This is a genomic window from Alloscardovia omnicolens DSM 21503 (assembly GCF_000420505.1).
Lineage (GTDB): Bacteria > Actinomycetota > Actinomycetes > Actinomycetales > Bifidobacteriaceae > Alloscardovia > Alloscardovia omnicolens.
The window spans coordinates 34,939-58,949 of record NZ_ATVB01000008.1; the positions used below are offsets into that span (position 1 = coordinate 34,939).

General features: G+C 48.7%; 20 protein-coding genes and 2 tRNA genes. 13 read left to right on the top strand and 9 right to left on the bottom strand.

Translation table 11 applies throughout. From position 1 onward, the window contains the following. Positions 1-32 precede the first annotated feature (32 nt). Complete coding sequence (valS, locus tag G464_RS0104485; protein WP_022856903.1) at positions 33-2,762, top strand: valine--tRNA ligase; 2,730 nt, start codon at positions 33-35, stop codon at positions 2,760-2,762. 281 nt (positions 2,763-3,043) lie between these two features. Here the strand turns inward: valS and G464_RS0104490 are convergent, their stop codons facing one another. The 3 genes from G464_RS0104490 to pgi all read right to left on the bottom strand — a co-directional run bounded on the left by G464_RS0104490 (position 3,044) and on the right by pgi (position 7,188). Beyond that, positions 3,044-3,406, bottom strand: coding sequence for a chorismate mutase (locus G464_RS0104490; protein WP_022856904.1), 363 nt, complete (start codon positions 3,404-3,406; stop codon positions 3,044-3,046). A 75-nt stretch (positions 3,407-3,481) separates the two neighbouring features. After that, positions 3,482-5,260: a transcription termination factor Rho gene (gene rho / locus G464_RS0104495; protein ID WP_039777624.1), complete on the bottom strand. Its 1,779-nt coding sequence runs from the start codon at positions 5,258-5,260 to the stop codon at positions 3,482-3,484. A gap of 233 nt (positions 5,261-5,493) precedes the next feature. Next, complete coding sequence (gene pgi / locus G464_RS0104500; RefSeq protein ID WP_022856906.1) at positions 5,494-7,188, bottom strand: glucose-6-phosphate isomerase; 1,695 nt, start codon at positions 7,186-7,188, stop codon at positions 5,494-5,496. A 284-nt stretch (positions 7,189-7,472) separates the two neighbouring features. Here pgi and G464_RS0104505 point away from each other — a divergent pair. Both G464_RS0104505 and G464_RS0104510 read left to right on the top strand, forming a co-directional pair. After that, positions 7,473-7,545, top strand: a tRNA-Thr gene (locus G464_RS0104505). 39 nt (positions 7,546-7,584) lie between these two features. Further along, a tRNA-Leu gene (locus G464_RS0104510) sits at positions 7,585-7,665 on the top strand. Positions 7,666-7,828: 163 nt separating this feature from the next. On the opposite strand, the gene G464_RS0104515 is transcribed toward G464_RS0104510, so the two are convergent. The 3 genes from G464_RS0104515 to rph form a co-directional block, all read right to left on the bottom strand. Continuing rightward, positions 7,829-9,013, bottom strand: coding sequence for a hypothetical protein (locus tag G464_RS0104515; protein WP_022856907.1), 1,185 nt, complete (start codon positions 9,011-9,013; stop codon positions 7,829-7,831). 271 nt (positions 9,014-9,284) lie between these two features. Next, the gene (gene rdgB / locus G464_RS0104520) at positions 9,285-9,917 is read right to left on the bottom strand and encodes an RdgB/HAM1 family non-canonical purine NTP pyrophosphatase (RefSeq protein WP_022856908.1); all 633 of its coding nucleotides are present in this window, start codon (positions 9,915-9,917) and stop codon (positions 9,285-9,287) included. Between the two features lie 24 nt (positions 9,918-9,941). Continuing rightward, positions 9,942-10,694, bottom strand: a complete 753-nt coding sequence (gene rph, locus G464_RS0104525; RefSeq protein WP_022856909.1) for a ribonuclease PH — start codon at positions 10,692-10,694, stop codon at positions 9,942-9,944. A 232-nt stretch (positions 10,695-10,926) separates the two neighbouring features. Here rph and G464_RS08910 point away from each other — a divergent pair, with 232 nt between their 5' ends. Together G464_RS08910 and G464_RS0104535 are read left to right on the top strand one after the other, a co-directional pair. After that, entirely contained in the window at positions 10,927-11,598 is a 672-nt protein-coding gene (locus tag G464_RS08910; protein WP_022856910.1) for a Pr6Pr family membrane protein, read from the top strand. Positions 11,599-11,676: 78 nt separating this feature from the next. Continuing rightward, the gene (locus G464_RS0104535) at positions 11,677-13,002 is read left to right on the top strand and encodes a nicotinate phosphoribosyltransferase (RefSeq protein WP_026472611.1); all 1,326 of its coding nucleotides are present in this window, start codon (positions 11,677-11,679) and stop codon (positions 13,000-13,002) included. Positions 13,003-13,615: 613 nt separating this feature from the next. Here the strand turns inward: G464_RS0104535 and G464_RS0104540 are convergent. Next, entirely contained in the window at positions 13,616-13,906 is a 291-nt protein-coding gene (locus G464_RS0104540) for a DUF3039 domain-containing protein (protein WP_021617600.1), read from the bottom strand. Between the two features lie 83 nt (positions 13,907-13,989). Between G464_RS0104540 and coaD the strand changes: the two genes are divergently transcribed. The 7 genes from coaD to ilvN all read left to right on the top strand — a co-directional run bounded on the left by coaD (position 13,990) and on the right by ilvN (position 20,566). After that, entirely contained in the window at positions 13,990-14,496 is a 507-nt protein-coding gene (coaD, locus tag G464_RS0104545; RefSeq protein ID WP_022856912.1) for a pantetheine-phosphate adenylyltransferase, read from the top strand. After that, positions 14,480-15,316 (top strand): hypothetical protein, encoded by an 837-nt coding sequence (locus tag G464_RS0104550; protein ID WP_026472612.1) that lies wholly within the window; start codon positions 14,480-14,482, stop codon positions 15,314-15,316. The genes coaD and G464_RS0104550 overlap by 17 nt, the downstream gene beginning before the upstream one ends. Before the next feature lie 96 nt (positions 15,317-15,412). Next, a complete protein-coding gene (locus tag G464_RS0104555; RefSeq protein WP_022856914.1) occupies positions 15,413-16,036 on the top strand; it encodes a YceD family protein in 624 nt (207 codons plus the stop codon). A gap of 130 nt (positions 16,037-16,166) precedes the next feature. Beyond that, positions 16,167-16,361 (top strand): 50S ribosomal protein L32, encoded by a 195-nt coding sequence (gene rpmF / locus G464_RS0104560; protein ID WP_021617596.1) that lies wholly within the window; start codon positions 16,167-16,169, stop codon positions 16,359-16,361. Positions 16,362-17,142: 781 nt separating this feature from the next. Next, positions 17,143-17,919, top strand: a complete 777-nt coding sequence (gene rnc, locus G464_RS08915; protein WP_022856916.1) for a ribonuclease III — start codon at positions 17,143-17,145, stop codon at positions 17,917-17,919. 125 nt (positions 17,920-18,044) lie between these two features. After that, the gene (locus G464_RS08920) at positions 18,045-20,012 is read left to right on the top strand and encodes an acetolactate synthase large subunit (protein WP_022856917.1); all 1,968 of its coding nucleotides are present in this window, start codon (positions 18,045-18,047) and stop codon (positions 20,010-20,012) included. Continuing rightward, positions 20,012-20,566 (top strand): acetolactate synthase small subunit, encoded by a 555-nt coding sequence (gene ilvN, locus G464_RS0104580; RefSeq protein ID WP_022856918.1) that lies wholly within the window; start codon positions 20,012-20,014, stop codon positions 20,564-20,566. Before G464_RS08920 ends, ilvN begins: the two co-directional genes overlap by 1 nt. Positions 20,567-20,633: 67 nt before the next feature. Here ilvN and G464_RS10110 read toward each other — a convergent pair whose 3' ends face one another. Further along, positions 20,634-20,795 (bottom strand): hypothetical protein, encoded by a 162-nt coding sequence (locus tag G464_RS10110; RefSeq protein ID WP_161797295.1) that lies wholly within the window; start codon positions 20,793-20,795, stop codon positions 20,634-20,636. Positions 20,796-20,981: 186 nt separating this feature from the next. Continuing rightward, entirely contained in the window at positions 20,982-23,306 is a 2,325-nt protein-coding gene (locus tag G464_RS09940) for a glycosyl hydrolase 53 family protein (protein ID WP_022856920.1), read from the bottom strand. A gap of 558 nt (positions 23,307-23,864) precedes the next feature. Here G464_RS09940 and G464_RS10475 point away from each other — a divergent pair. Then, a complete protein-coding gene (locus G464_RS10475; RefSeq protein ID WP_420834444.1) occupies positions 23,865-23,987 on the top strand; it encodes a helix-turn-helix domain-containing transcriptional regulator in 123 nt (40 codons plus the stop codon). Positions 23,988-24,011 lie beyond the last annotated feature (24 nt).

A 24,011-nucleotide genomic window follows, 5' to 3' on the forward strand; every position in this document is an offset into this window, starting at 1 on the left:
GCGTGTCTTGCAACACACGTAAACTCGTGTGCATGACTAATGAAGCAGATAAGACAAGCATTTCCGCTTCTCTCACCCCTTTGCCAGCTAAGGTTGGCGTTGAGGGTTTGGAAGAGAAGTGGGGTGCCGCTTGGGAAGAACAGCAAACCTACGCATTCCAAGGCAGCCGCGACCGTAAGGCTGTCTATTCTATCGATACTCCTCCTCCAACCGTCTCCGGTAGTTTGCATGTAGGTCACGTATTTTCCTACACGCACACCGATGTTATTGCGCGTTTTAAGCGTATGAACGGTTTCGACGTGTTCTATCCAATGGGGTGGGACGATAACGGTTTGCCAACCGAGCGTCGTGTGCAAAACTATTTCGGTGTTCGCGTAGATACGTCGCTTAAATACGATCCTGATTTTAAGCCTCCTTTCGAAGGTACTGAGGGCAAGAAAATTCAGGCAAAAGATCAGGTTCCTGTATCTCGTCAGAACTTTATTGAGCTGTGCGAGCGCTTAACTACTGAAGATGAAAAGCTTTTCGAGAAGCTGTGGCGCACGCTGGGTCTGTCTGTTGACTGGAAGAACACGTATCACACGATTGGCGAGCATCCTCGTCGTGTGGCTCAGAAGGCTTTCTTGCGTAATTTGCAGCGCGGTCAGGCATATCAGAAGCAGGCTCCTGGTCTGTGGGATGTTACGTTCCAGACTGCTGTTGCGCAGGCTGAGTTGGAAAGCCGCGAGTACGATGGTTTCTATCACAAGGTTGCTTTCCACTTGGTAGATGACGGTTCACCTATATACATTGAAACCACTCGTCCAGAGCTTCTTCCTGCTTGCGTTGCTTTGATTGCTCACCCTGACGATGAGCGTTACCAGAAGTTCTTCGGAAAGTCTGTGTATTCGCCTCTGTTTAGCGTAGAAGTTCCTGTTGTCGCTCATGCTGCTGCAGAGATGGATAAGGGCGCGGGTATTGCTATGTGCTGTACTTTCGGCGATATGACCGACGTGCAGTGGTGGCGCGATTTGAACTTGCCAACACGTTCTATTATTCAGCGTAACGGTCGTATTGTTATGACCACTCCTGAATGGATTAGCTCTGCTGAGGGTGTGGATTTGTTCGAACAGATTGCTGGCAAGACCACGTTCTCTGCTCGCAAGATTATTGTGGACGCTTTGCGTGAATCCGGCGATTTAGATGGCGAGCCAACGCCAACGAAGCGTATGACGAACTTCTACGAAAAGGGCGATAAGCCTTTGGAAATCGTCACTTCTCGTCAGTGGTATTTGTCGAACGGTGGAACAGACCGTGCTTTGAATGCTGAACTGATTGAGCGCGGCAAAGAGCTGGACTTCCACCCTGACTTTATGCGCGTGCGCTATGAGAACTGGGTGAATGGTTTGAACGGCGACTGGCTGATTTCTCGTCAGCGTTTCTTTGGTGTGCCATTCCCATTGTGGTACCCAATCAATGCTGATGGTTCCGTCGATTACGATAACCCGCTGACTCCTGCAGAAGATATTTTGCCGATTGATCCAACTATTGATGTTCCAGCAGGCTACACCGACGATCAGCGCGATGTTCCTGGCGGTTTTACTGCTGAAAAAGACATTATGGATACATGGGCAACCTCGTCCTTAACTCCTCAGATTGTGACGAAGTGGGCGGAGCCAGGCGAAGAGAATGAAGCCCTGTTCAAGGCTACTTTCCCTATGGATTTGCGTCCTCAGGGTCAGGATATTATTCGCACATGGCTGTTTAGTTCTGTTGTGCGCGCACATCTAGAAAATGGTGTGCTTCCTTGGGCTCATGCCGGTTTGTCTGGTTGGATTTTGGACCCTGACCATAAGAAGATGAGTAAATCTAAGGGTAACGTTGTTGTGCCATCTGAGCCGATTGAGAAGTTTGGCGCGGATGCTGTGCGTTACTGGGCTGCGTCTGCTCGTTTGGGTACTGACGCTGCGTACGAGATTGGCGAAATGAAGATTGGTCGTCGTTTGGCGATTAAACTGCTGAACGCTACGAAGTTTGCTTTGGCGATTGGACGCGAAGACGAGAACCATCAGGTTGCTGACCATACTTCTGTTACATGGAATGTTGCTGATGTGATTCATCCACTCGATCGTTCTGTGATGGCTCAGTTGGCTTCTGTTGTTGAGGTGGCTACTGCTGCGCTGAATGATTACGACCATGCGAAGGCATTGGAAACCATTGAGAGCTTCTTCTGGCAGTTCTGCGATGATTACATTGAGCTGGCTAAGAACCGCGCATATGGCACTGCTGATGCGACTGGCAAGTTGCCAACTGCAGAAGAAACTTTGTCTGCTCGCACTACTTTAGGCTTAGGATTGGATGCGTTCGCACGACTCTTGGCTCCGTATCTGCCTTACGCTACCGAGGAAGTGTATTCTTGGATGCATGACGGCGCTGGCTCGGTTCACCGCGCCGCATGGCCTGAGGCGGGCTTGTATCGTGCCGCTGCGGGCGACGCCGATGACGATGTTCTGCTCTGGGCAGGTCGCGCTCTGGCTGCTTTGCGCAAGATTAAGTCCGAAGCCAAGGTTTCGATGAAGACTCCAATCTTAAGCGCTACTTTGGCTGTTGATGAGAAGGCCATCGCTTTGATTGAGTCTGTATCTGGCGACATTTACGAAGCCGGTAAGGTAACGGGCACAGTTGAGTGGGTTGCCGCAGATTTGACTGCCGACAACGCTAACGCTGACGAGATTACGATTACCACTTCTGAGCTGGGAGAAGCTCCAGCACGGAAGAGGTAAATTATTAGCCTAAGGGGGGGGAGGATTCGTGTGAATCCTCCCCCCCCCTCTTGTTTTCCGTGTTTTCGTATGTACCGTGGGGACGATACATACGCTACTGCCCTGTTTTGGGTGATTTTGCCTGTTTTTCTGGAAGTACGTTAAGCAGCGATGTGACGGTATTTAATTCTCTATTCTGCAAAGAAATCGATGACCCTCAAAACTCTGTATCGTCCAATTCCTACACAGCGTTTGGAAGAAACAGACCTCCTGAATCGCGTCCGAGCCCGATGCGGGGTTTCTTAGCGCCCAGCCGCAATATCCTCGTGACGCTTTTTCGACGCGGTCACCACAAAATCGCGGTAAGCATGCGCGATCGTTGGGCTTAACCCACAATCGACAGCGAGCCCACTCATGCGTGCCAGCTGACGCTCCTCCCGAGCAGCGTCCAAAGCCGCGAACCCAGCCGCTGCCTTTAATTGCCCAACTTTCTCAGTAATCCTAAAGCGGCGTGCAAGCAAGCGCACAATCTCATCATCAATCTCATCTATGTTCTCGCGCAAGTGCTCAATCTCGCGCGTGGCCTCAATAACCGCGTCCGAAGCATCCGCGCCCAAACTTGCGGACGAAATCTCAGTATTCTCTGCGCTCTTGTCTACGTTCATATCCTCACCCTAACAAAACGGGCAGTCCTCCAAAAATCAGAGAAACCGCCCGCAACGCTCAAACAGAACGAAAAACTAATTGCTCTGCTGCGCCATCATGCGCAAGAACTCAGCGTTGGTCTGCGTCTTCTTCAAACGCCCTACCAGCTGCTGGTATGAGGACTCTGGCTCTAATCCGCCCAAAGCACGACGCAAGCGGTAGATAATCGCCATCTCACCTGGATCGGTAATAAGTTCCTCACGACGAGTGGAAGATGCGTTAATGTCGATTGCTGGGAAGAGTCGCTTCTCCGAAAGTTCACGAGACAAGCGCAATTCCATATTGCCTGTGCCCTTGAATTCTTCGAAAATCACTTCGTCCATCTTCGAACCAGTTTCCACCAAAGCGGAGGAAATAATAGTCAAAGAGCCGCCGTTTTCAATGTTGCGAGCAGCACCAAAGAACTTCTTTGGAGGGTAGAGTGCCTGAGCATCCACACCACCGGAAAGAATACGTCCGGAAGCTGGAGCAGCAATATTGTAGGCGCGAGCCAAACGAGTCATGGAGTCAAGCAACACCACAACATCCTGACCAAGCTCCACCAAACGCTTTGCGCGTTCAATAGCAAGCTCAGCAACAATAGTGTGGTCGGAAGCTGGACGGTCGAAGGTGGAAGAAATAATTTCACCCTGAACCGTGCGCTCCATGTCGGTAACTTCTTCAGGTCGTTCATCAACGAGAACCACCATCAAATGCACTTCTGGATTATTTGCCTTAATGGAGTTTGCAATGTTTTGCAAAGTAATGGTCTTACCAGCCTTTGGTGGAGACACAATCAGACCGCGCTGACCCTTACCAATTGGCGAAACAATATCAATAATGCGACCCACCATATTCACCGGCGTTGTTTCCATCTTCAAACGCTCTTGTGGATACAGCGGAGTGAGCTTGGAGAACTGAGGACGCTGAGCAGCCTCTTCCAGGCTCAAGCCGTTAATAGCTTCCACCGACTGCAGTGGAACGAACTTTTGGCGCTGATTGCGACGGTCGCCATCACGATTTGTCTTAATAAAGCCGCGCACAGCGTCACCCTTGCGCAAACCGTACTTTTTCACCTGACCCATAGATACATACACATCGTTTGGACCTGGCAAGTAACCAGAGGTACGCACAAAAGCATAAGAATCGAGAATGTCTACGATACCAGCAACGCGAATGAGTTCTTCTTCTGGCTGCTGCTCTTCGTGAACCTGCTGTTCTTCGTGATTTTCTGCACGGTTCTTACGATTATTACGGTTATTATTGCGACGATTATTGCGCTCGAAACGCTCGTTATTGTCGTCCTCGTTTGACTCTTCTGTGCTTTCTGCACGATCATAACGACGTGAACGGCGCTCGTTCTTTTCGGATTCCTCGTCCAAGCGTGCGCGATCTACACGAGAGATACGGTTGCGACGGTCTGCATGGCTTGCACCGCGCTGTTCGCGCTGAGCTGCAGCCTGAGCAATGCTTTCGGCACGTTCGCGCTCTGAACGGTCTGGAAGAGCGGACAGAATATCATTCAAATCAGCTTTAGCCTGATGACGGCTTGCTTCACGCTCAGCCTGCTCTTCTTCGCTGACAGCGACTGGCTTACGGCGGCTACGAACAGGAAGTTCTACGCCCAAGTCAATAACTTTATCTGCCTTCTTGTCTGCGCGAGAACGTGCAGGAGCGCTTTTAATTTCTGACAGTTCAATAAGAGGTGCTTCAGAAGCTGGAGCGCTTGATTGACGCGCTTCGTTAATACGCTCAATCAGTTCAGGCTTACGCATAGTAGAAGTGCCGCGCAATTTCATTTCTTTAGCAAGTTCGCGCAGCTCAGGGAGCTTCATATCAGCAAGATTAGTATTTGCCACGTGTGTGACCTTTCGTGAGTAAAAAACAATTCCTCTACATCAGTCATCACATAGCCGAGGACTATAAACTGTGTGGGAAAGTATCTACATTGAAATTTCGTAAAAATAACGAACTGAAGTAAAACTATACGGTACTTGCTGGACTAAATACAAAACAGGCCCGCTCTATCTCGAAAAACGAGAGTGAGCGAGCCTGCAGTTATGCGCTTTTAGTGGCGGTGTGCGCGGTAGAAGTTAATCAGTGCCTGAGTGGACTGATCCTGCTGAGCCAAAGCAGCGTCATCCTGAGAAATAGCAGGAGCAATCTGCTTTGCCAGAACCTTACCGAGCTCTACGCCCCACTGGTCGTAGGAATCCAAGCCCCAAACAGTACCTTCAACCAAGGTAATGTGCTCATACAGAGCAATCAACTCACCAACAGCAAATGGAGACAACGTGTCGCCCAAAATAGAGGTGGTTGGACGGTTACCGGTGAATACGCGAGCAGGAACAATAGCCTCGTCAGTACCTTCAGCGCGAACTTCTTCAGCGGTCTTACCAAATGCCAAAGCCTTGGTCTGAGCCAAGTAGTTAGCGAGGAAGAGCTCGTGAACGTCCTGATCGCCATCCTTTGTTGCATTTGGAGTATTAGCAAAAGCAATAAAGTCTGCAGGAATGAGGCGAGTGCCCTGGTGAATCAGCTGGTAGAAAGCGTGCTGACCGTTAGTTCCTGGCTCACCCCAGAAGATTTCACCGGTCTGAGTGGTTACAGGAGTGCCATCCCAGCGCACAGACTTACCATTGGACTCCATGGTGAGCTGCTGCAAGTATGCGGCGAAACGATGTAGATACTGGTTGTATGGCAAAACAGCGTGGGAATGTGCGCCGAAGAAGTTCACATACCAAACGTTCATCAAGCCCATCAAAGCTACAACGTTCTTTTCGATTGGAGTATTTGCGAAGTACTCATCGATAACATGGAAACCGCGCAAGAAGTCTTCGAAGCGTTCTGGGCCGTAAACAATAGCAATAGAAGTACCAACAGCGGAATCTACAGAGTAGCGGCCGCCAACCCAGTTCCAGAAACCGAAAGCATTGTTTGGATCAATACCGAATTCAGCAACCTTGTCGAGTGCAGTAGACACTGCAATGAAGTGCTTTACAACAGCTTCAGCATTCTTTTCGTCCGAACCGTCGATTGCGCCCTGAGCCTTCAAAGTTTCAAGTAACCAAGTGCGTGCAGAGCGAGCGTTGGTCAAGGTTTCCAAAGTGGTGAAAGTCTTAGACACAACAATGAACAAGGTAGTTTCTGGATTAATGCCCTTGAGCTTTTCAGCCATATCGTTAGGGTCAATGTTGGAGACGTAACGAGCAGAGATACCTGAATCGTTGTATGCCTTCAAAGCTTCGTAGACCATAACTGGACCCAAGTCAGAGCCACCAATACCAATGTTTACCACGGTATCAATCTTCTTGCCAGTTACGCCAGTCCACTCGCCGGAGCGCACCTTGTTAGCAAAAGCGTAAATACGGTCGAGAACTTCGCGAACATCCTTTACGGTGTCCTGACCGTCTACAATGAACTTACCTTCGTCGGAAGCTGGACGACGCAAAACTGTGTGAAGAACAGCGCGATCTTCAGTATTGTTAATATGCACACCGGTGTACTGCTGCTGAATACGCTCTTCGAGCTTCACATCCTTAGCCAAGTCTGCAAATAACTGCAGTGTCTCTGGCTTGATGAGGTTCTTAGACAAATCGAAGTGCAAATCTCCAGCTTCAAAGCTTAAGCTAGCTGTGCGGTTTGCATCGGCTGCGAACCACTCGCGCAGGTTAATGCCTTCAGCCTGCAACTGATTGAAATGATTCTGCAAAGCAGACCATGCTGGTGTTTGAGTTGCATCAATAGGTGGATTGATGGCCATTGCCGGTCCTTTCATACCTTGTATAACGTACGATTCTCCGTACCTAAACAATAAAGATTAGTAGGTGAAAAGGACACGTGCGCGATTTTTTGCTCTTGTTTGAGTCTTGTGTGCGGGCATGCACACAAAATCCTTGCAAACGTGTGCAGTGAGGGATTGGTTTTGGCTCTGCGGCTCGCGTTTCTCTGTGCTTTATTAAGACACTGGACGGCTTGCACTTTCTAGCGCATCTATGCTACACTCTTACTTTTGTACGACGCATGCGCAAGCATGTTGATTGTATTGCCACTTTAGCTCAGTTGGTAGAGCGTCTCACTCGTAATGAGAAGGTCGCCGGTCCGATTCCGGCAAGTGGCTCTGACTACCTATTTACACATTCTTACTCTGAATTACTTTGCGCGAGTGGCGGAATTGGTAGACGCGCAGGATTTAGGTTCCTGTTCCACTGGAGTGAGGGTTCAAGTCCCTTCTCGCGCACGTGTGTCATGTCTCGCGACATAGTTCCGCTACAGTTGGAGAGCTGTGTCGTGAGATTTTTTGTTTTCATACGTGAAGCCAATACGCGCAACCGATATGCCAGTTGTGAAGCCATTTTTATGCTGCTCCGTTTTTGTTGGACTGTATGGTTGGTTCTTTTATTTTAGGGAGTGTTTGTATGGGTGCGTATGGTAGTGATTTTGCTAGTAAGTGTGTGGAATTGTTGGCGCTGTTTGATCTGGGGTGTGGTTATGCCATAGCGGCTGATCAGTGTGGTGTCAGCAGTGACCTTATCCTTGTTAGTAATGAAGTCCTCAGCATGACCCAAAGAAGCGCCCTTAGCAACGTTTGTTGCTTCAGCCTTAGGCTTTGGCTGTGGTAAAGCAATCAGCAGACCTGAATCCAGCCGGTTTGTAGTGCCTCTAGACGAGCTATCCACAGCATTCTCGAACATACCGTAAGAACCACCGGAGTTGTTATATCCTGAAATACCAATCTGCGCTCCTTGTGTAGTCGGCGTCCAGTACATGTTTGTGCGACCGTTGTAAGGATCCTCCGCGATTGCATTACCCTTGACCCACAAGGCGTAGTTCAGCTGACCCGTAATAGGGTACGAAGTTACTTCAGTAATATTCGAAGCAGGCGTAGCCTTGAAGCGCATCTCCTGCCCAATACTAAGATCAACGGTGCCATTCTTCACAGCATTATCCTGATAGAGGCCCTTATAACTTTCCTTGCGGGTATCTACCAAACCGTTGGACTGTCCATTGAAGTTGCCCAACGCGAAGTAGTTAACATCGTTCTTGTAGTTGCCAGGCGAGTTCGAGGCGAAATTACGCATCGCCGATACGTAACCATTGTCAGCAATCGAACGCCAGCCGAACTTCGCATCAGCAGCGGCAACTGAATCAGGCACATTGGAACTCAACTTATTCAAGGTCTTATATGCCAGTTCTTTAACGTTTGCGGCCTGCGGACCAGTTGGGCAACCAGCTTCGTTCGTCGGATCGCTCTGCATGAAGTTCTTCTGCCAATATGTAATCCGATCATACGGAGGGGTGTGAGGATCATGCGTTCGGAGACACGTCGTATCGTTCGCAGTGTTGGTCAGAGGATTAGACTCAGGCAAATAGCTACTATCACCATTAACAAACTGACCATTGTTGTTCGACTCATTACGCCGCTCGCAATCCTTAGACTGAGTGTCGTTAGTAAAAGTAGTGCCGTTATATTCGGCAGTAATAGGGTCAGCATGTGCAAACACAGAGCTACCCACCAGAGGTACTAAGCCAGCGGTGGCAAGTGCTACAGCAGCTATGAAACCAATTGGTTTACGAAGCTTTTGCACACCTCACACAGGCTTCTTATGCCTAGACATAATATTCCCTTCTTCTCTCACCATAAAAATACATAGTTAAAGGTCATTTTAACCTGCCACCCCCAGCGAAATCCTTGGTTTTCAAGGAGTTTCATTCACCATAACCATACGCCCGAAATTCTCCCAGTTAGGAGGTTATGGCTCGGTCAACACGCCGAAAAGTTGAGCATAAGAAAATCCCCAAGAGGTGTTCAAACATCACGCTTCTTGGGGATTTGCACATGCTGTGTAAGCGACAAAATCAAACTAAATCATGAAAATACTGTGCAATAGCCCGCAAAGCCTTTCCTCGGTGAGAAATAGCGTTCTTTTCTTGAGCGGTCATCTCAGCACTGGTCAAACTGCCTTCTTGGTCACGCGGAACAAATAACGGGTCGTAACCAAAACCGTTGTCTCCGCGCTCTTCACGCAGTAAAACGCCTTCCATATCGCATACTTGCACGAACTCATGTGCCTGACCATCAGTGCTTACTTGAGCTGGAATAACAAAAGCTGCTGCACATCTAAACCGAGCAGTGCGCTCTTCATCAGGAATATCGCTTAACTGAGCAAGTAGCAAAGCGTTATTAGCAGCGTCGTCTCCGTGTCGTCCGCTCCAACGAGCGGATAAAATTCCCGGAGCCATACCCATAACGTCAACAATAAGACCCGAATCATCAGCTAAAGCAGGAAGTCCTGTGCGAGAAGCTGCATCGCGGGCTTTAATCAAAGCATTTGCTTCAAAAGTCGTGCCATCTTCTACAGGGTCAGGCAAATCCAACTGACCAGACGTAACGAATTCAAACTGCGATCCTTCTACTGTCTCGCCAATAATGCGAGCAATTTCCGTAAGTTTTCCTGCGTTATGAGTGGCAACAACTACTTTTTGAACCATGCTCTCTCCTCAATCGTGTTCAAGTTACTCGCTCAAAGCCTGGCGCTGAAACTGCTGCAATTCCTTATTGCCTTTTTCAGCTAAATCTAACAGAGTGTTTAAGGTTGCGCGACTAAAAGGCGCTCCCTCTGCTGTGCCCTGAATTTCAATGAACTCACCTGAACCCGTCATAGCAATATTCATGTCTGTTTGAGCACGTGAATCCTCCTCATAAGGCAGGTCGAGCATGGGAGTGCCGTCAATCACGCCCACAGATACGGCAGACACCTGATCGGTGAGAACCTTGGCGTTGCGGGCAATAAGTTTGTTGTTTTTAGCCCATTCAATTGCATCGGCGAGCGCGATATATGCGCCCGTAATCGATGTGGTGCGCGTGCCACCGTCGGCTTGGAGAACGTCGCAGTCAATTTGAATTTGGTTCTCACCCAGAGCCTTCATGTCCACAATGCCGCGCAAAACGCGACCGATCAGACGACTAATTTCGTGCGTGCGTCCGCCCACTTTTCCTCGAGTGGATTCACGGTCTGTGCGCGATGCTGTAGCGCGTGGAAGCATGGCGTATTCTGCTGTTACCCAGCCTAAACCGGAGTCTTTACGCCAGCGAGGAACGGAATCGGTGAACGTGGCTGTGCACAAAACGCGGGTGTTTCCGCACTGAATGAGCACAGAGCCTTCGGGAGCGTCCGTCCAGTTGCGTTCAATTTTTACGGGGCGTAATTCATCTGTGTGGCGTCCGTCGGAGCGGGCGGCACTTTCAGTAGTGTGTAATTCTGTCATATCTTGTATCCTACCGTGCAGGTATCTCAAGGCGGGGGAAAGCGGCATGCGCGGTGTGGGAGCGCTGGCTGTTGGGCTGTATGCGCTATATACGTGTGGGTTGTTGTTTATCGGTCAAGTGAAGCGGAGTTAAGCGGAGAGTAACCAAACGCATTAACCAAACGAAGCCTCGCATATTCAGCCAGCGCATTCACCCAGCACATTTGCCCCACCTGCCGTATACAGTAATAGTATGACGTTATTTGTTGCGCTTTTTCGATTTGCTACAGCTTCCTTCGCACTAGCAGGCACTTCTAAAACCTGGTTCTTCGGCGAAACTCAAAATCTGGTGTATTTTACACATCAAACAAACTTGCTCATTGCCGCCATCTTTATCTGGGCAGGATGCGCCAGTCTGCTGCGCGGCGTGCAGCCCCCTGCATGGGTTAAGGGTGCGTTAACGCTGAACGTTATTATTACCGGTCTGGTTGCGTGGCTCGTTTTGCCAGCGCCGGACATGTCTAAACAGCTATATATTTTCGGCATTCCAACAATCACTATGGTGCACATTATTGTGCCGATTATGGCAACCGTCGATTTTCTGCTTTTCGATGAGCATCGCCGTTTCATCTTGCTTGACTCGCTCACTTGGCTTATTTACTTCCCTGTGTACCTGGCTTTCGTTGTTATTCGCGCGAAAGTTTTCCACGCGGTCGGTCCTGAAGCTGATGGTAGCCCATATCCTTACGGTTTTATTAACCTCGACAAGCTAGGACTGCAACATTTTGTTATCAATTGCGCTGTTTATTTAGGTATTTTCTTCGTTTTGGCTCTCATTATTGTGCTGATAGATAAAGCACTGCCAAAGCGCACTGTTTTAACAGGTTCATCGGTTAATGCCGCGCGGTTGAAGAAGGTGCGCTAGGTGGCGATTGTTGGCGTTAGGTTACGAACGCAACAGAGTACGAATTTCAAAACAAATTTAGGCGAAAGAGAGGGCACTATGTCTACTGCCGCAATGCTTACCGATATGTATGAATACACTATGGTAGATGCTGCTTTACGTGATGGAACTGCTCACCGTTCCTGCGTTTTCGAGGTGTTCACCCGTCATCTTCCTGCTGGCCGCCGCTATGGAGTGGTTGCTGGTTTAGGGCGGATTATTGAGTATATTAAGGATTTTCGTCCTAGCGAAGAGGAGCTTGCTTTCTTACGCGATAACAAGATTGTGAGCAAAGAAACTATTGAGTGGCTAGAAAACTTCCATTTTTCGGGAACTATTCGCGCGTATCGCGAAGGTGAGATGTTTTTTGCTAACTCTCCTGTTGTTCAGGTTGAGGGAACTTTTGCGCAGTGTACGCTTTTAGAAACCGTTATTTTAAGCGTGCTCAACTATGATTGTGCGATTGCATCTGCTGCTTCGCGCATTACGTCTGCCGCGGGTTCTCGACCATGTGCCGATATGGGAGGTCGCCGCGCACATGAAAGCGCTGCTATTGCTGCCAGCCGTAGCGCTGTGGTGGGCGGTTTTGTGAGCACTGCTAATTTGGCTGCCGCTCAACTTTATGGCATTCCATGTATTGGAACGGCTGCCCACGCTTTTACTTTGGTGCATGACAGCGAGCGCGAGGCTTTTGAATCTCAGGTTGCTGCTTTGGGCGTGAACACAACGCTGCTCACTGATACATACAATGTGGAAGAAGCTATTCGCACAGCTGTTGAAGTTGCAGGCACTGATTTAGGCGGTATTCGCATTGATTCTGGCGATTTAGCTTCGATGGCTCAGAAAGCTCGTCATCAGTTAGATGCTTTGGGCGCTACTTCTACCAAGATTACGGTGACGAACGATTTAGACGAATACGCTATTGCTGCTCTTGCCACTGCTCCTGTTGATTCCTATGGTGTGGGTACTCGTTTGGTTACTGGTTCTGGGCACCCTACCAGTTCTATGGTTTACAAGCTCGTTGAGCGTGAAGGCAATGACGGTGCTATGCATCCTGTGGCGAAGAAGAGCTTTGGTAAAACAACTGACGGTTGGCGCAAGCGCGGTTTGCGTGCTTATGAGTATGGTCTGGCTCAAGGTGAGCTGGTGTTGGCTGGCTCTGAACAGGCTGTGCAATCATGGACGAGCGATCAGTATGGCGATTTGAAGGACTTGAGCATTGTTGCTATTGATCACGGCGATATTGACGAGTCCTTGACCACCCGCGAGGCACTCTTTGCTGCCCGCAATTACCATTACGAAGCCTTGCGCGAACTGCCAGTAAACGCTTTGTCGCTTAGTGACGGCGAGCAAGCTATTCCTACTGAAGTTATTACTGTGGAGTAGTTGGCTTTTAAGGAGGCTATTCGTACTGTCTCGCGCTACTCTGTGAGTGCTAAAAATCTGATAAATGTATTGCCAGCCATGCTAGGCAGAGCCTAGCATGGCTGGCTGTTTTATTTAAGCCCACAAAAATTAGACAAATCCGTTGCGAAGCATGATGTGGTATCTCAGTTATGAATCAAAGCGTAAGCAGTGCGTAGAGGTTGCTAGCGCGTCACGCTTACAATCCGTGCGTCCAAATATGAGCTAAAATTCCCACTCGCTCGTACGCCAAAGTTGCTCTTCGAACTTAGCGGGGTTTAGGGACGATGTTGCTCAGTAGGTTCCAGCATGAATGTGTTTACTTTTATGAGTGAAGTCGATACGCGCAACCGATAGCCACTTGTGAAGCAATTTTTCCGCATCAAAACTGGCATAACAGTGTATTAATCGGTTAAGCAGAATGCGAGAGAGTAAAAACTTCTTCAAATTTAACGCAGTGTGAAGCCTGATTACGCATAACCCTAAATCCTACCTGTCGCAACCAATAGGGATATACGGAACAGGGTCATGCACATGTAAAGCCAAAATCAAAAAGCCTGCAACCACAGCTGCAGGCTTTCCGTATTTCATTATATTATTTCATCATATTTTCGTAAATCTTTTTGCACTCAGGGCACACAGGATGTCCGTCTGGTTTATGCTTCGGAACCCATACCTTGCCACATAAAGCTACAACAGGCCTACCCGTCATGCGGGCTCGTTCCATCTTCTCTTTCGACACATAATGCGCATAACGGTCGTTATCGCTGTTATCGTTGAGCTGCGTGTCTTCCTGAGTAACGGTTTCTGTGCGTTCAAGCGTCGATACGCCAGCGCCGCCTTCTTCGTTCGGATTAGCGAAACCTGGCTGATCAGCATCAAACATTTCTTTCCTCCTTGACCTGCACACATTCTATCAAGAACAAGTTATATATAGTCTCATTCTAGTCGTTGCGTTACTCTTAAAGCATGACAATTGCAGTATGTCCCGGCTCTTTCGATCCAGTAACCGCGGGCCATCTTGACGTCATTGAACGCTGCTCGAAGCTGTTCAGGGAAGTTCATGTGGTGGTGGCAGTAAATGCTGCCAAAAAACCAATGTTCAGCGAACAGGAACGCATAACCATGATTAAGCAGGCTTTGCAGGCTGACGGCGTGAACAACGTTGTTGTTGCCAGCACAAACGGTCTGATTACTGAATATTGCACGCAGGTCGACGCTTCGTTAATAGTTAAAGGTTTGCGCCAAAACGGTGATTACGAGGCCGAGCTTGGTATGGCTTTGGTGAACCGTCAACTTGCAGGCGTGGAAACCATGTTTATTCCTGCCGATCCTATTCGCGAGCATATTTCTAGTTCAATCGTTAAAGATGTGGCACGTCATGGTGGAGATATTACCGGCATGGTTCCATCATCAGTGTATAACGCTTTAATCAACGCAGTTCATGAGGAGGGTTCTAATGACGAACGCTTATGATTACGATCCAGACGCACGTTACGAGGACGACGAAACTGGCTCTGCTAAGATTGCGCAGAACGCGGGAGTTTCGGGCGCTTCCGCTGCTTCGGTTTACGAGGATGACGACACGAACTCGCACGACATCGCAACCGAGGCGTACGAAGGAGTTCCAGCTGAGAACAGCGCATACGAGGACGAACCAAAGCATATGGTTGACCCGCAAACTCAAGCAGCAATCAACGCCTATATTCCTGATGCAGAAGATGCCGAGGCACTGAACGCACGCACCGAAGAACAGTTCTCCACTGCCTACGACATTATCGATCAAATTGATGGTCTGCTTTCCAACGCGCCAAGCCTGTTTTTCTCCAAAAATCAAGTAAAAATTGATTATGACGAGGTGTATGGTCTGTTTCAAGAGCTCAAAGACGTTCTGCCAGTACAGTTACAGCGCGCATCCGATTTAATGCGCAAAGCCGAGCGTCGCTTGGAAAACGCGCAAAGTCAGGCAGAAGCTATCGTAAATAATGCGCAGGCAAAGTCAGCGTCTATTATTAGCGATGCGAACGATCGAGCGCGCATCTTAGCTGGGCAGGAAAACGTCGTTTCGCTGGCAACGCAGCAGGCGCGCTCTATTTTGAGTTCCGCACAGGAGAAGGCGAACGCGCTAACCAAGGGTGCAAACGATTACACTGCTGATTCCATGCGCGCGCTGGACAATCAGTTGGTTGAGTTGCGACACAGTATTAGCACGGGATTGCAGGTTTTGCAGGAGCGTCAACAAGTGGCGTTACACGATTTGCCGCATATTACGCCAGAGGATTATCCGCAGGATTAGAGGCTTTGCTAGGGCTATCGCAGGCACTTGCTTACGCAGTTCTCACGCACTTTTTCACGCGCTTTTTACGCGCTTCACGAGGTTTTAGGAGGTTTTATGGCACGCGAACACGCCACACCATGGTCTGTCTCTATCTCTCAGTTATCACTCAAGCCAGGTAACTCGCAGGACATTAGCGACCTCGTCGTTCCTGCCCCATCCGGCATTGGCGATTCTCTGGTAGGCATTGCTGAAGGTTCAGACGTTACCGTAAACGCTCGTTTGGAATCTTTAGCCGACGGTATTTTGCTGACCGGCACTATCAGCGCTGACTTTGATAGCGAATGCATGCGCTGTTTAGAGCCAATTCATGAAACGATTACAGTAAACTCCGTTGTGTTCTACACGTATGAGAAGGATTTGTCGGCTGCTAGCTCTTCAGGCGCTTCAGGCTCGTCAAGCGAGGAGGAGGTCGATATTATCGCCTCGCAGGACGAGAGTAACGACACTTATCCGTTGAGTCCTGACTCTATCTACTTGAATTTAGAGTCACTGATTCGCGATCAACTCGCTCAAGCACTGCCTCTGCAACCGCTTGACCGCGAAGACTGCTTGGGCTTGTGCTCGCAGTGCGGATTAAATCTGAACGAAAACCCTGATCATAAGCATGACGTGGTGAACATTCAGTGGGCGGCTTTGGAAGGATTCAAGGCGCAATTAGAAGCGCAGGAAGAGGAATAAACGGGGCGTATTGTAGTGTTTATTCAGCGGTTATCGCCTCTCATTATCGGCAAAATTTGCGAATGACGAGAGGTTATATTAAACTCTACAAGGCTTAAGCAAATATTCGATTCGAACAGAGGATAATAAAATGGCATTGCCAAAGTATAAGACCTCGCGTGCAAACACGCATTCTCGCCGTTCCAACTGGAAGGCATCCGCAACAGCAACTGTTAGCTGCCAGAACTGTGGTGCACCTGCATACCCACACATGGCTTGCCCAACCTGCGGTTCTTACCGTGGCCGCACATACCGCTCTGCTATCAAGCCAGGTTTGGCACAGTAGTTCAGGTTGTAGCAGTAATTAATAACAGTAATTAAACTGTTGTTGCGCGCTATAAGCGCTCATAATCCTCCTTTATCGACGGGTAAGGGAGGATTTTCTTATGTTTACGTACCTGTTGTTGGGGTGTAAGGAGGCTAGTAACAGTAGTGCCCCCTGGGGATGGCGCCCCTTGTCATTGGTCTTGTTGCTTTAGTGATTCTTGGGGTTTTAGCGGATTCGTATGTCCCCAAACATGACGTGTTCAACGCAGCCTGATTGGGAGCAGTGTGTTGCCATGCAGCACTCTTAAAGAAGAGTAATACTTCTTATGGTTGTGTGTGTGCTGCACGAGAAAGACGAAAGGTTATGGTGTGCACAGCATACTAGGTAACCTAGTGAACCCACCATTTACACAAAATCTGATACTCTTCATTGTGCTTCGTGTGTTGTATCTTTCACCGCTATCAATAGTGCTACTCGTTACAACTGTTTAACCACATAAATCGTAGCTGGTAAAAGCTTTACCTTTCACTGCTAAACACAGCTATGAAAGAAACAACAGAAAAACGAGCTAAGCCGAAACCTGCTGAAATCCGAAACGCAGTTAAAAAACTAGCCCGCAGAACCACGTAAACTATCTCGTCACGCGCTCTTTGGCAATTAACCCGCGAAAAGAGTTATCAATCTGAACTTAATCGCTACAAGAAAACAAAGAGACTAGGGAAAGCAATTCAGTAAAACAAGGGACGCCGTAGCGACCCAGCCACCCCACCCGTTCACGCATATGCCTACAATAAGCATCATGACTAAGAACAGAAACCATAACAATCACAGCGCTCCCGTCAGCAGTTTTGCGGAAAATCTTTTCGCAAAACTAGGTCATACGCTCACTCCTGAGCATTTAGTAGAAGCTCTCACCCACCGCTCGTTTACGCACGAGCATGAGGGAACGGTCAGCTACGAACGTTTAGAGTTTCTGGGCGACGCTGTGCTCGAACTGGTTGTAACGGAAAGTCTGTTCACTCAGCATCCTGATTATTCTGAAGGTCAGATGGCGAAAATCCGCGCAAAAGCAGTATCTGAGCAGATTTTAGCGCCAATCGCACGTAACGAGCTGAACGTCGGACCGATGATTTTGCTTGGTAACGGTGAAGCCGATGACGGCGGTGCAGATAAAGACTCAATTTTATGCGATATTGTTGAGTCCTTAATTGGCGCTGTCTTTATTGAGCACGGTATCGATGCCGCGCGCGAAACGGTTCACCGCCTCATCGACGCATCTCTCGAAAAAGTCAGTCATGAAGGCCCTTCGTTGGACTGGAAAACTTCTCTCATGAAAATCGCTCACGAGCTAAAAATCAATGAACTCACCTACCGCATGGAAGTGGGCGGACCGGACTTTGCGCAAGTCTTTACGGCTTACGCTCAACTGGAAGAAAACGAACGCAGCCGAGCGCTTGGTATCGATGCGAGCAAGCCGCTGGGGCAGGGCGAGGCGTCAACGAAACGTAAAGCGCAAATGATTGCTGCCGAGCATGCGTGGAAAGCACTAAACGCATTAAAAAATACAAACAAATAATAGCCGTACACATAGCGGACAAAAAGGGGCGTATTTCCTGCCTCTTACGATAGTATTAAGCAACATACCGCCACAAGCGGTTACGGACAGTGAACACAATGAACACACTATCGTAAGAGGTTTCTATGGCATTGCCAACACCTTTACAAGCTTTTAGCGCTCTTCCTAAGAATAGCGCTGACTCTACCGTGTCTGAAGGCGAGAAAATGACCGGAGCTCAGGCTCTTGTCCGCTCTTTGGAAGACATTGGCGTTACGGACGTCTTTGGTATTCCTGGCGGCGCTATTTTGCCGGTATATCACGTTATTAACGAGGATACGAAGTTCCGCTTCGTTCTTACCCGTCATGAGCAGGCCGCAGGTCATGCGGCTGAGGGGTACGCGCTGGCAACGGGCAAGGCGGGCGTGGCGATTGTTACGTCTGGTCCGGGTGCGACGAACACCATTACCTCGATTATGAACGCGCAGATGGATTCGGTGCCACTGGTTGTTATTACTGGTCAGGTGGGTGCGCATCAGATTGGTACGGATGCGTTCCAGGAAACCGATACTGTGGGCATTACGTACCCAATCGCTAAGCATTCGTATCTGGTAACGAACGCTCAAGATATTCCGCGCGTTATTACTGAAGCTTTCCATATCGCTACTACTGGTCGTCCTGGTCCTGTAGTGATTGATTTAACCCGTTCTGCGCAAACAGGAGACATGTATTATTCCTGGCCTCAGCGCATGATTTTGCCTGGTTATGCGCCAACAACGAAAGCGCATGGCAAGGTTTTGTCTCAGGCTGCTCGCTTGATTCAGCAGTCTTTCCGCCCGGTTTTGTATGTGGGCGGTGGCGCGATGCGTTCGAGCGCGTCCGCTCAGGTAGACAAACTCATGAACATTACCAACGCTCCAGTGGTTACAACTCTGAACGCGCGCGGTATTGTTTCGGATGAGGATCCGCATAACCTCGGCATGATTGGTATGCACGGTTCAATCGCCGGCACGGGTGCCGTGCAGAACTCGGATCTGCTCATCGCTATCGGTTCGCGCTTCTCAGACCGCGTAACCGGTAAGCTGTCTGAGTTTGCTCCTCGTGCGCGCGTGATTCATATCGATATTGATCCGGCTGAGATCGGCAAGAACCGCGAGCCAGACGTTCCGATTGTGGGCGATGTGGCGCAGGTTTTGGACGATTTGATTCCAGAAATTCAGGCTCTCCAGGAAGCTGAAGGCGCTGTGGATTTGAGCGATTGGTGGAATCTGCTCAACTCGTTGCGTAACAATTATCCAACGGATTACACTCGTCAGGAAGATATTCCTACCGATGGTAGCCTCTCGCCTCAGTGGGTGGTCAAGAAGCTGTCGGATGAAGCAGCCAAGAACACTATTTGGGTGGCTGGCGTAGGTCAGCACCAAATGTGGGCAAGCCAGTTGGTTGATTTTACTCAGCCTCGCTCGTGGCTGTCTTCTGCAGGCGCTGGAACTATGGGCTATGGGCTGCCAGCAGCTTTGGGTGCTCGTGTAGCATCCGAGCGTGATTTTAATGGTGAGAAGCCTGTATGGCTTATCGATGGCGATGGCTCCTTCCAAATGACTTCTCAGGAAATGGCTACGCTGTTCCAGGAGCATGCGCCTATTAAGATTGCCATTTTGAACAATTCTGTGTATGGCATGGTACGCCAATGGCAGACGCTGTTCTTCGATGAACATTATTCCGCCACTATGCTGCATGATGGCGATGAACATGCAGGCAATGCTGGCACTGAAGAATTCTTTGACGTTCCAGACTTCGTGAAGCTTGCTCAGGCGTATGGTTGCGTGGGATTGCGCGCTACCACGCAGGAAGAGGCTGAAGAAGCCATTAAAACTGCGAACAGCATTAACGACCGCGCGGTATTGATTGATTTCCGCGTGTGGAAGGATGCTATGGTGTGGCCAATGGTTCCAGCTGGAAACTCCAACGACAACGTGAACTATCGCGAAGGCGAACAGCCTTTGAAGAACGTGGCAATGCAGCGCGAAGCTGCTGCCGCACAGACCGCACGCATTCAAGCAGAAACTGAAGAAGCAGTGCAGAATGCCCGCGCAGAAAGGTCCAATCTGTAATGGTTAATAATCTTTCTTTACAGCCAGGAGCTACCCGTCACACCTTGTCTGTTTTGGTGGAAAACCGTCCGGGCGTGCTCGCTCGCGTGTCTTCGCTGTTCGCACGCCGTTCGTTTAACATCGACTCACTATCGGTGTCTCCTACCGAACGCGAAGATATTTCACGCATTACCGTCACCGCCATGGTGGAGCCAGCTCCTCTTGAGCAAATTATTAAGCAACTCAATAAGCTGCTGCACGTTCTCAAGATTGTGGAACTCGACCCAGACAACACAGTTGAGCGCGAACTCGTGCTGATTAAAGTGGCAGCCACTGAACAGAACCGTTCAGACATCTTAGAGATTGTGAACCTCTTCCGCGTGCGCGTGGTGGATGTTCACCCCCAAAGCCTCACCATTGAAGCTACCGGAGCTGCCGGTAAAATCGACGCTCTGCTCGGCTTACTCTACCCTTACGGCGTGCTTGAATTAGTGCGCTCAGGATCGGTAGCCGTCAACCGCGGGCCGCGCGCTTTGAGCGATAAAGTAGCAGGTTCGGAGATTAACGAGCGGTAAAAACTGACTGCATATAACAGTGGGGGCAGTTCATTTTGAACTGCCCCCACTGTTTTGAGAGGATAATTTAGAAGTAATCATTATCGACCTTGATGCCCTGAGTATCTAAGGAATCGAGAACAAACTTCATTTGTGATTCATTTACTGAGTTGTCAACGAGAGTGCCGAAGAATACCTCTGTAGTCTTTCCATCTGATTTTATCGAGATACTATAGCCAGCGAATTTCATATTATAGGACTGTCTGAAACCAGAGTCCCACATTGCATGGGATTCCCATCCTCACCATGAATACCGCTTGATTCTTCTGCAAAATAAATCTCAATTTCTGGACTCTAGGTCAAAATTGCTTCTGTTTAATGGAGTATAGAAAAACCGTGGCTGAGAAGAAAAACTCTGCCACAGTTTTAACTATTCTTACTTAAGAGTTATCTTTCGGAAAGAGAAAGCACCTGCAGAAGTAAGAACAAGACCAAACGCAAGAACCCAGGTTGCAACAACAGACGAACCAGTTGCAGCAAACCTTGCCTTCGTTGCTTGAGAGCTCTGTGGAGTCGCAAAACTCACTATCTGTGCATTCTCTTTATCAGTAGACGTCTCCTGCTTAGGCTCTTCCTCGCTCGGTAGTGCTACTAATGCATTCACAGCGTTCATAAGCAGACGAGTTGCAACGTCCACTGATGCTTGAGTAGCGTCTCGACCTGCAGAATCCTTATAATCCAGCACACGCTGAGCATGAGCACGAACAAGACTGAGAATATCAACCCCAGCCTTTTCGTAAAGGCTTGTATCTACAGTTTTTGCTTTTTCAAGAGCGGCAGTCAACGCAGTTTTATCAATTGCATGCGCCCACGGTCCTACAGGTTCTGGCTTCGCCTCAGTCTCAGCAGGCTCTTCAGGTTGTGTAGCGTCAGCGGTCGAAACTAAACGGAAAGCATTTACTGAACCCCATTCTTTACCGTTCTTCGAATCAATACGGAAACCTACAGTTGCGGTACCATCCTGCCCAACGTCAATCGTAAGTTGACGTTGCGAGGCTTTCTGCCAGCCCTCAAAAGAGAAGTTTTGAGCATAATCAGGCTTTACTGAAGTACTTGCAATCAGCTGAGCGACAGTTCCGTCGTTACTATCGCCACCATACAGAGCTGCCGACAGTACGTATGAACCTGGCTGAAGCCCTTCAATGCGTTGCGTCACGTATCCAGAGAACGCAGTATCGTTCCAAAAATTAATTGAATTACCGTCTGCAGGCAGAGCATTATTGGTCTTACCAATCCATACTCCCGTTTGCCCATCTCCTGGCGTAGGAACTTCCCTATTAACCGTCCAGCTCTCCTCACCCTGCGCAAAGTCTGGATTCTTAACGAGGTTTCGGGTATCTTCTGATGGCTTCTCAGTTTCCACAGCCTCGTCTTCAATAGGTTTTTCAGGAGTTACAGTCGATGATACAGCTCCGGTGCTCAAATAAGCGTACGTATAGAGCGATGGAAGAACGTATCCGTTATCGTCAAACCATGCCTGATTATCTACACCTGATCCGCCATACTGTTCGTTCTGCGCTCCCGGATCATACTCAGCAGCATATTGAGTTGCCCAACCGCCGCCTGTGGTGTTCCAAACATAGTTATTGCCTTCGGTATGCTGAGCGTCAGGAGTTACCGGCAACCAAGCAGGCTCCCACCAGAACAATCCCAAACCCGCATTCTTATCGAGGTTGTGTACGGTCTGAGCAACATCGCGAATCTCATCCGCCTGACCTTGCACGGAAATATCGTATGGCGTAGCAATACCTTGAGTGTTCTTAATCATATTGCCACCATCAGGGTCATCGAAGGTATAACTCCACGAGGTTTCAGCTACCATAACTTTCTTGCCATAAGTGTTAATAATTGCGTTCAACTCTTTAGTAAGGTTCTGCGTTGTTCCATGCCATGCTGGGTAATATGAGCTACCAAATACGTCATAATCGACTTTGTTGGCATCTAAGTTTTTTGCCCATCTCACTAAACCCTTTTCAGGATTTGCGTAGTGAATTGCTACCAAAGCATTCGGAAGGACTTTGCGCACAGCAGCACTTCCTGCCTTCAAAAGAGCGAAATATGCAGCTGAACCAGATTTTTCACCAGCCGTACCACCGTTAATTTCATTGCCAACCTGAACCATGCCCACATTTACGCCAGCATCAACAAACTTGCGTAAACTACTCTGCGTAAAATCGCTTAAAGCAGCGGACTTCTCTTCTAAGCTCATGCCGTCCCACGCTTTTGGTGCCTTGTATTTACCGGGATCTGCCCAAAAATCAGAGTAATGGAAATCAACTAGAACTTTCATGCCAACCGCAGTAGCTCGTTTACCCACGCGCACAGCCATGTCTACATCTGTTTTGCCCGCTCCGTACGTATTTCCCTGCTTATCGACTGGGTTATTCCATACGCGGACGCGCACATAATTTGTTCCGCCCTCTTTGAGAATGTTAAAAATGTCGTCTACCTTGCCTTGTGCATTGCGGAACTGAATACCTGCATCTTCCAAAGCTACTGCGGTCGAAACATCTGCGCCTTTAATGAAGTCATTTGATAGACCCCCGATTTTTTCAACATTAATATCTGCTTGAACTGCTGTTGATTCGTTTGGCGCAGCATGTGCTGTAACTGCCGCAGATAAACCAGCGAAACTGAGAGCGCACGCAAGAGCGAGACCCACGAGTCGGCGGCCGTATGTATGGGCCGTTTGTTTAGTCATCCCTTATTCTCCTTGCTCCATTGAATAGTTGATTAAGGAAACGTCGCGACACATCCCTTGATTTTATGAGTGGTACACCTGTGTACCACTCATAGTATATTAAGTATAGCGCACAATGACGCGGGAGTAAATTTGGGGAGTAAATCTGTTCGGGACGAGGCGATTTTTCACGGAGCTTCAGGGGACTTTTATTGATTCACCGGATTTGAGCGAGGTTTTGGTTTGACATAGCTCGTTCTACTCGGTTAATCGTGTGATAAGTTTTGCCCTTGAGCTTGTGCGTAAAAGATACAACATCACAAAAACCAATCATGAAAGCATTAAATCCTGCTATATAACTGATAGCGAAGTGCAACTGTCAGCCTTACAAGCGGAACACACAGCCCTACTAAAATCTGAAGAAACAATAACTTGAGAAAGGAAATCTTCCACAAGGTATGAAAGAGAACGAACAATGTTGAGCATAAGAAAATTTGACGCACGTTCGCATTTAGAAACATCAGAAGACATTGCCATCTTCCTAAACGAAGCCATCAAGATGGATGATCCACTACCCTTATCCACACTTTGAATACAGTAGCGAGAGCACAAGGTATGACGGAAATTGCAAGAAAAGCCGGAGCTGAACGACTCAGTCTTTATAAAAGTCTTTCTGACAATGCTAAGCCTGGGCATCTTTAGAAACCATGTGTAATTCTGTTCTTA

What these genes read in the sequence shown, in the direction of transcription:
- coaD (WP_022856912.1), top strand. Translation starts at nt 13,990, where the DNA reads ATGACAATTGCAGTATGTCCCGGCTCTTTCGATCCAGTAACCGCGGGC.
- rnc (WP_022856916.1), top strand. Translation starts at nt 17,143, where the DNA reads ATGACTAAGAACAGAAACCATAACAATCACAGCGCTCCCGTCAGCAGT.
- G464_RS09940 (WP_022856920.1), bottom strand. Translation starts at nt 23,306, where the DNA reads ATGACTAAACAAACGGCCCATACATACGGCCGCCGACTCGTGGGTCTC.
- G464_RS0104535 (WP_026472611.1), top strand. Translation starts at nt 11,677, where the DNA reads ATGTCTACTGCCGCAATGCTTACCGATATGTATGAATACACTATGGTA.
- G464_RS0104540 (WP_021617600.1), bottom strand. Translation starts at nt 13,906, where the DNA reads ATGTTTGATGCTGATCAGCCAGGTTTCGCTAATCCGAACGAAGAAGGC.
- pgi (WP_022856906.1), bottom strand. Translation starts at nt 7,188, where the DNA reads ATGGCCATCAATCCACCTATTGATGCAACTCAAACACCAGCATGGTCT.
- G464_RS10110 (WP_161797295.1), bottom strand. Translation starts at nt 20,795, where the DNA reads ATGAAATTCGCTGGCTATAGTATCTCGATAAAATCAGATGGAAAGACT.
- valS (WP_022856903.1), top strand. Translation starts at nt 33, where the DNA reads ATGACTAATGAAGCAGATAAGACAAGCATTTCCGCTTCTCTCACCCCT.
- G464_RS0104555 (WP_022856914.1), top strand. Translation starts at nt 15,413, where the DNA reads ATGGCACGCGAACACGCCACACCATGGTCTGTCTCTATCTCTCAGTTA.
- G464_RS08910 (WP_022856910.1), top strand. Translation starts at nt 10,927, where the DNA reads ATGACGTTATTTGTTGCGCTTTTTCGATTTGCTACAGCTTCCTTCGCA.
- rph (WP_022856909.1), bottom strand. Translation starts at nt 10,694, where the DNA reads ATGACAGAATTACACACTACTGAAAGTGCCGCCCGCTCCGACGGACGC.
- G464_RS0104550 (WP_026472612.1), top strand. Translation starts at nt 14,480, where the DNA reads ATGACGAACGCTTATGATTACGATCCAGACGCACGTTACGAGGACGAC.
- G464_RS0104490 (WP_022856904.1), bottom strand. Translation starts at nt 3,406, where the DNA reads ATGAACGTAGACAAGAGCGCAGAGAATACTGAGATTTCGTCCGCAAGT.
- rho (WP_039777624.1), bottom strand. Translation starts at nt 5,260, where the DNA reads ATGAAGCTCCCTGAGCTGCGCGAACTTGCTAAAGAAATGAAATTGCGC.
- G464_RS08920 (WP_022856917.1), top strand. Translation starts at nt 18,045, where the DNA reads ATGGCATTGCCAACACCTTTACAAGCTTTTAGCGCTCTTCCTAAGAAT.
- ilvN (WP_022856918.1), top strand. Translation starts at nt 20,012, where the DNA reads ATGGTTAATAATCTTTCTTTACAGCCAGGAGCTACCCGTCACACCTTG.
- rdgB (WP_022856908.1), bottom strand. Translation starts at nt 9,917, where the DNA reads ATGGTTCAAAAAGTAGTTGTTGCCACTCATAACGCAGGAAAACTTACG.
- rpmF (WP_021617596.1), top strand. Translation starts at nt 16,167, where the DNA reads ATGGCATTGCCAAAGTATAAGACCTCGCGTGCAAACACGCATTCTCGC.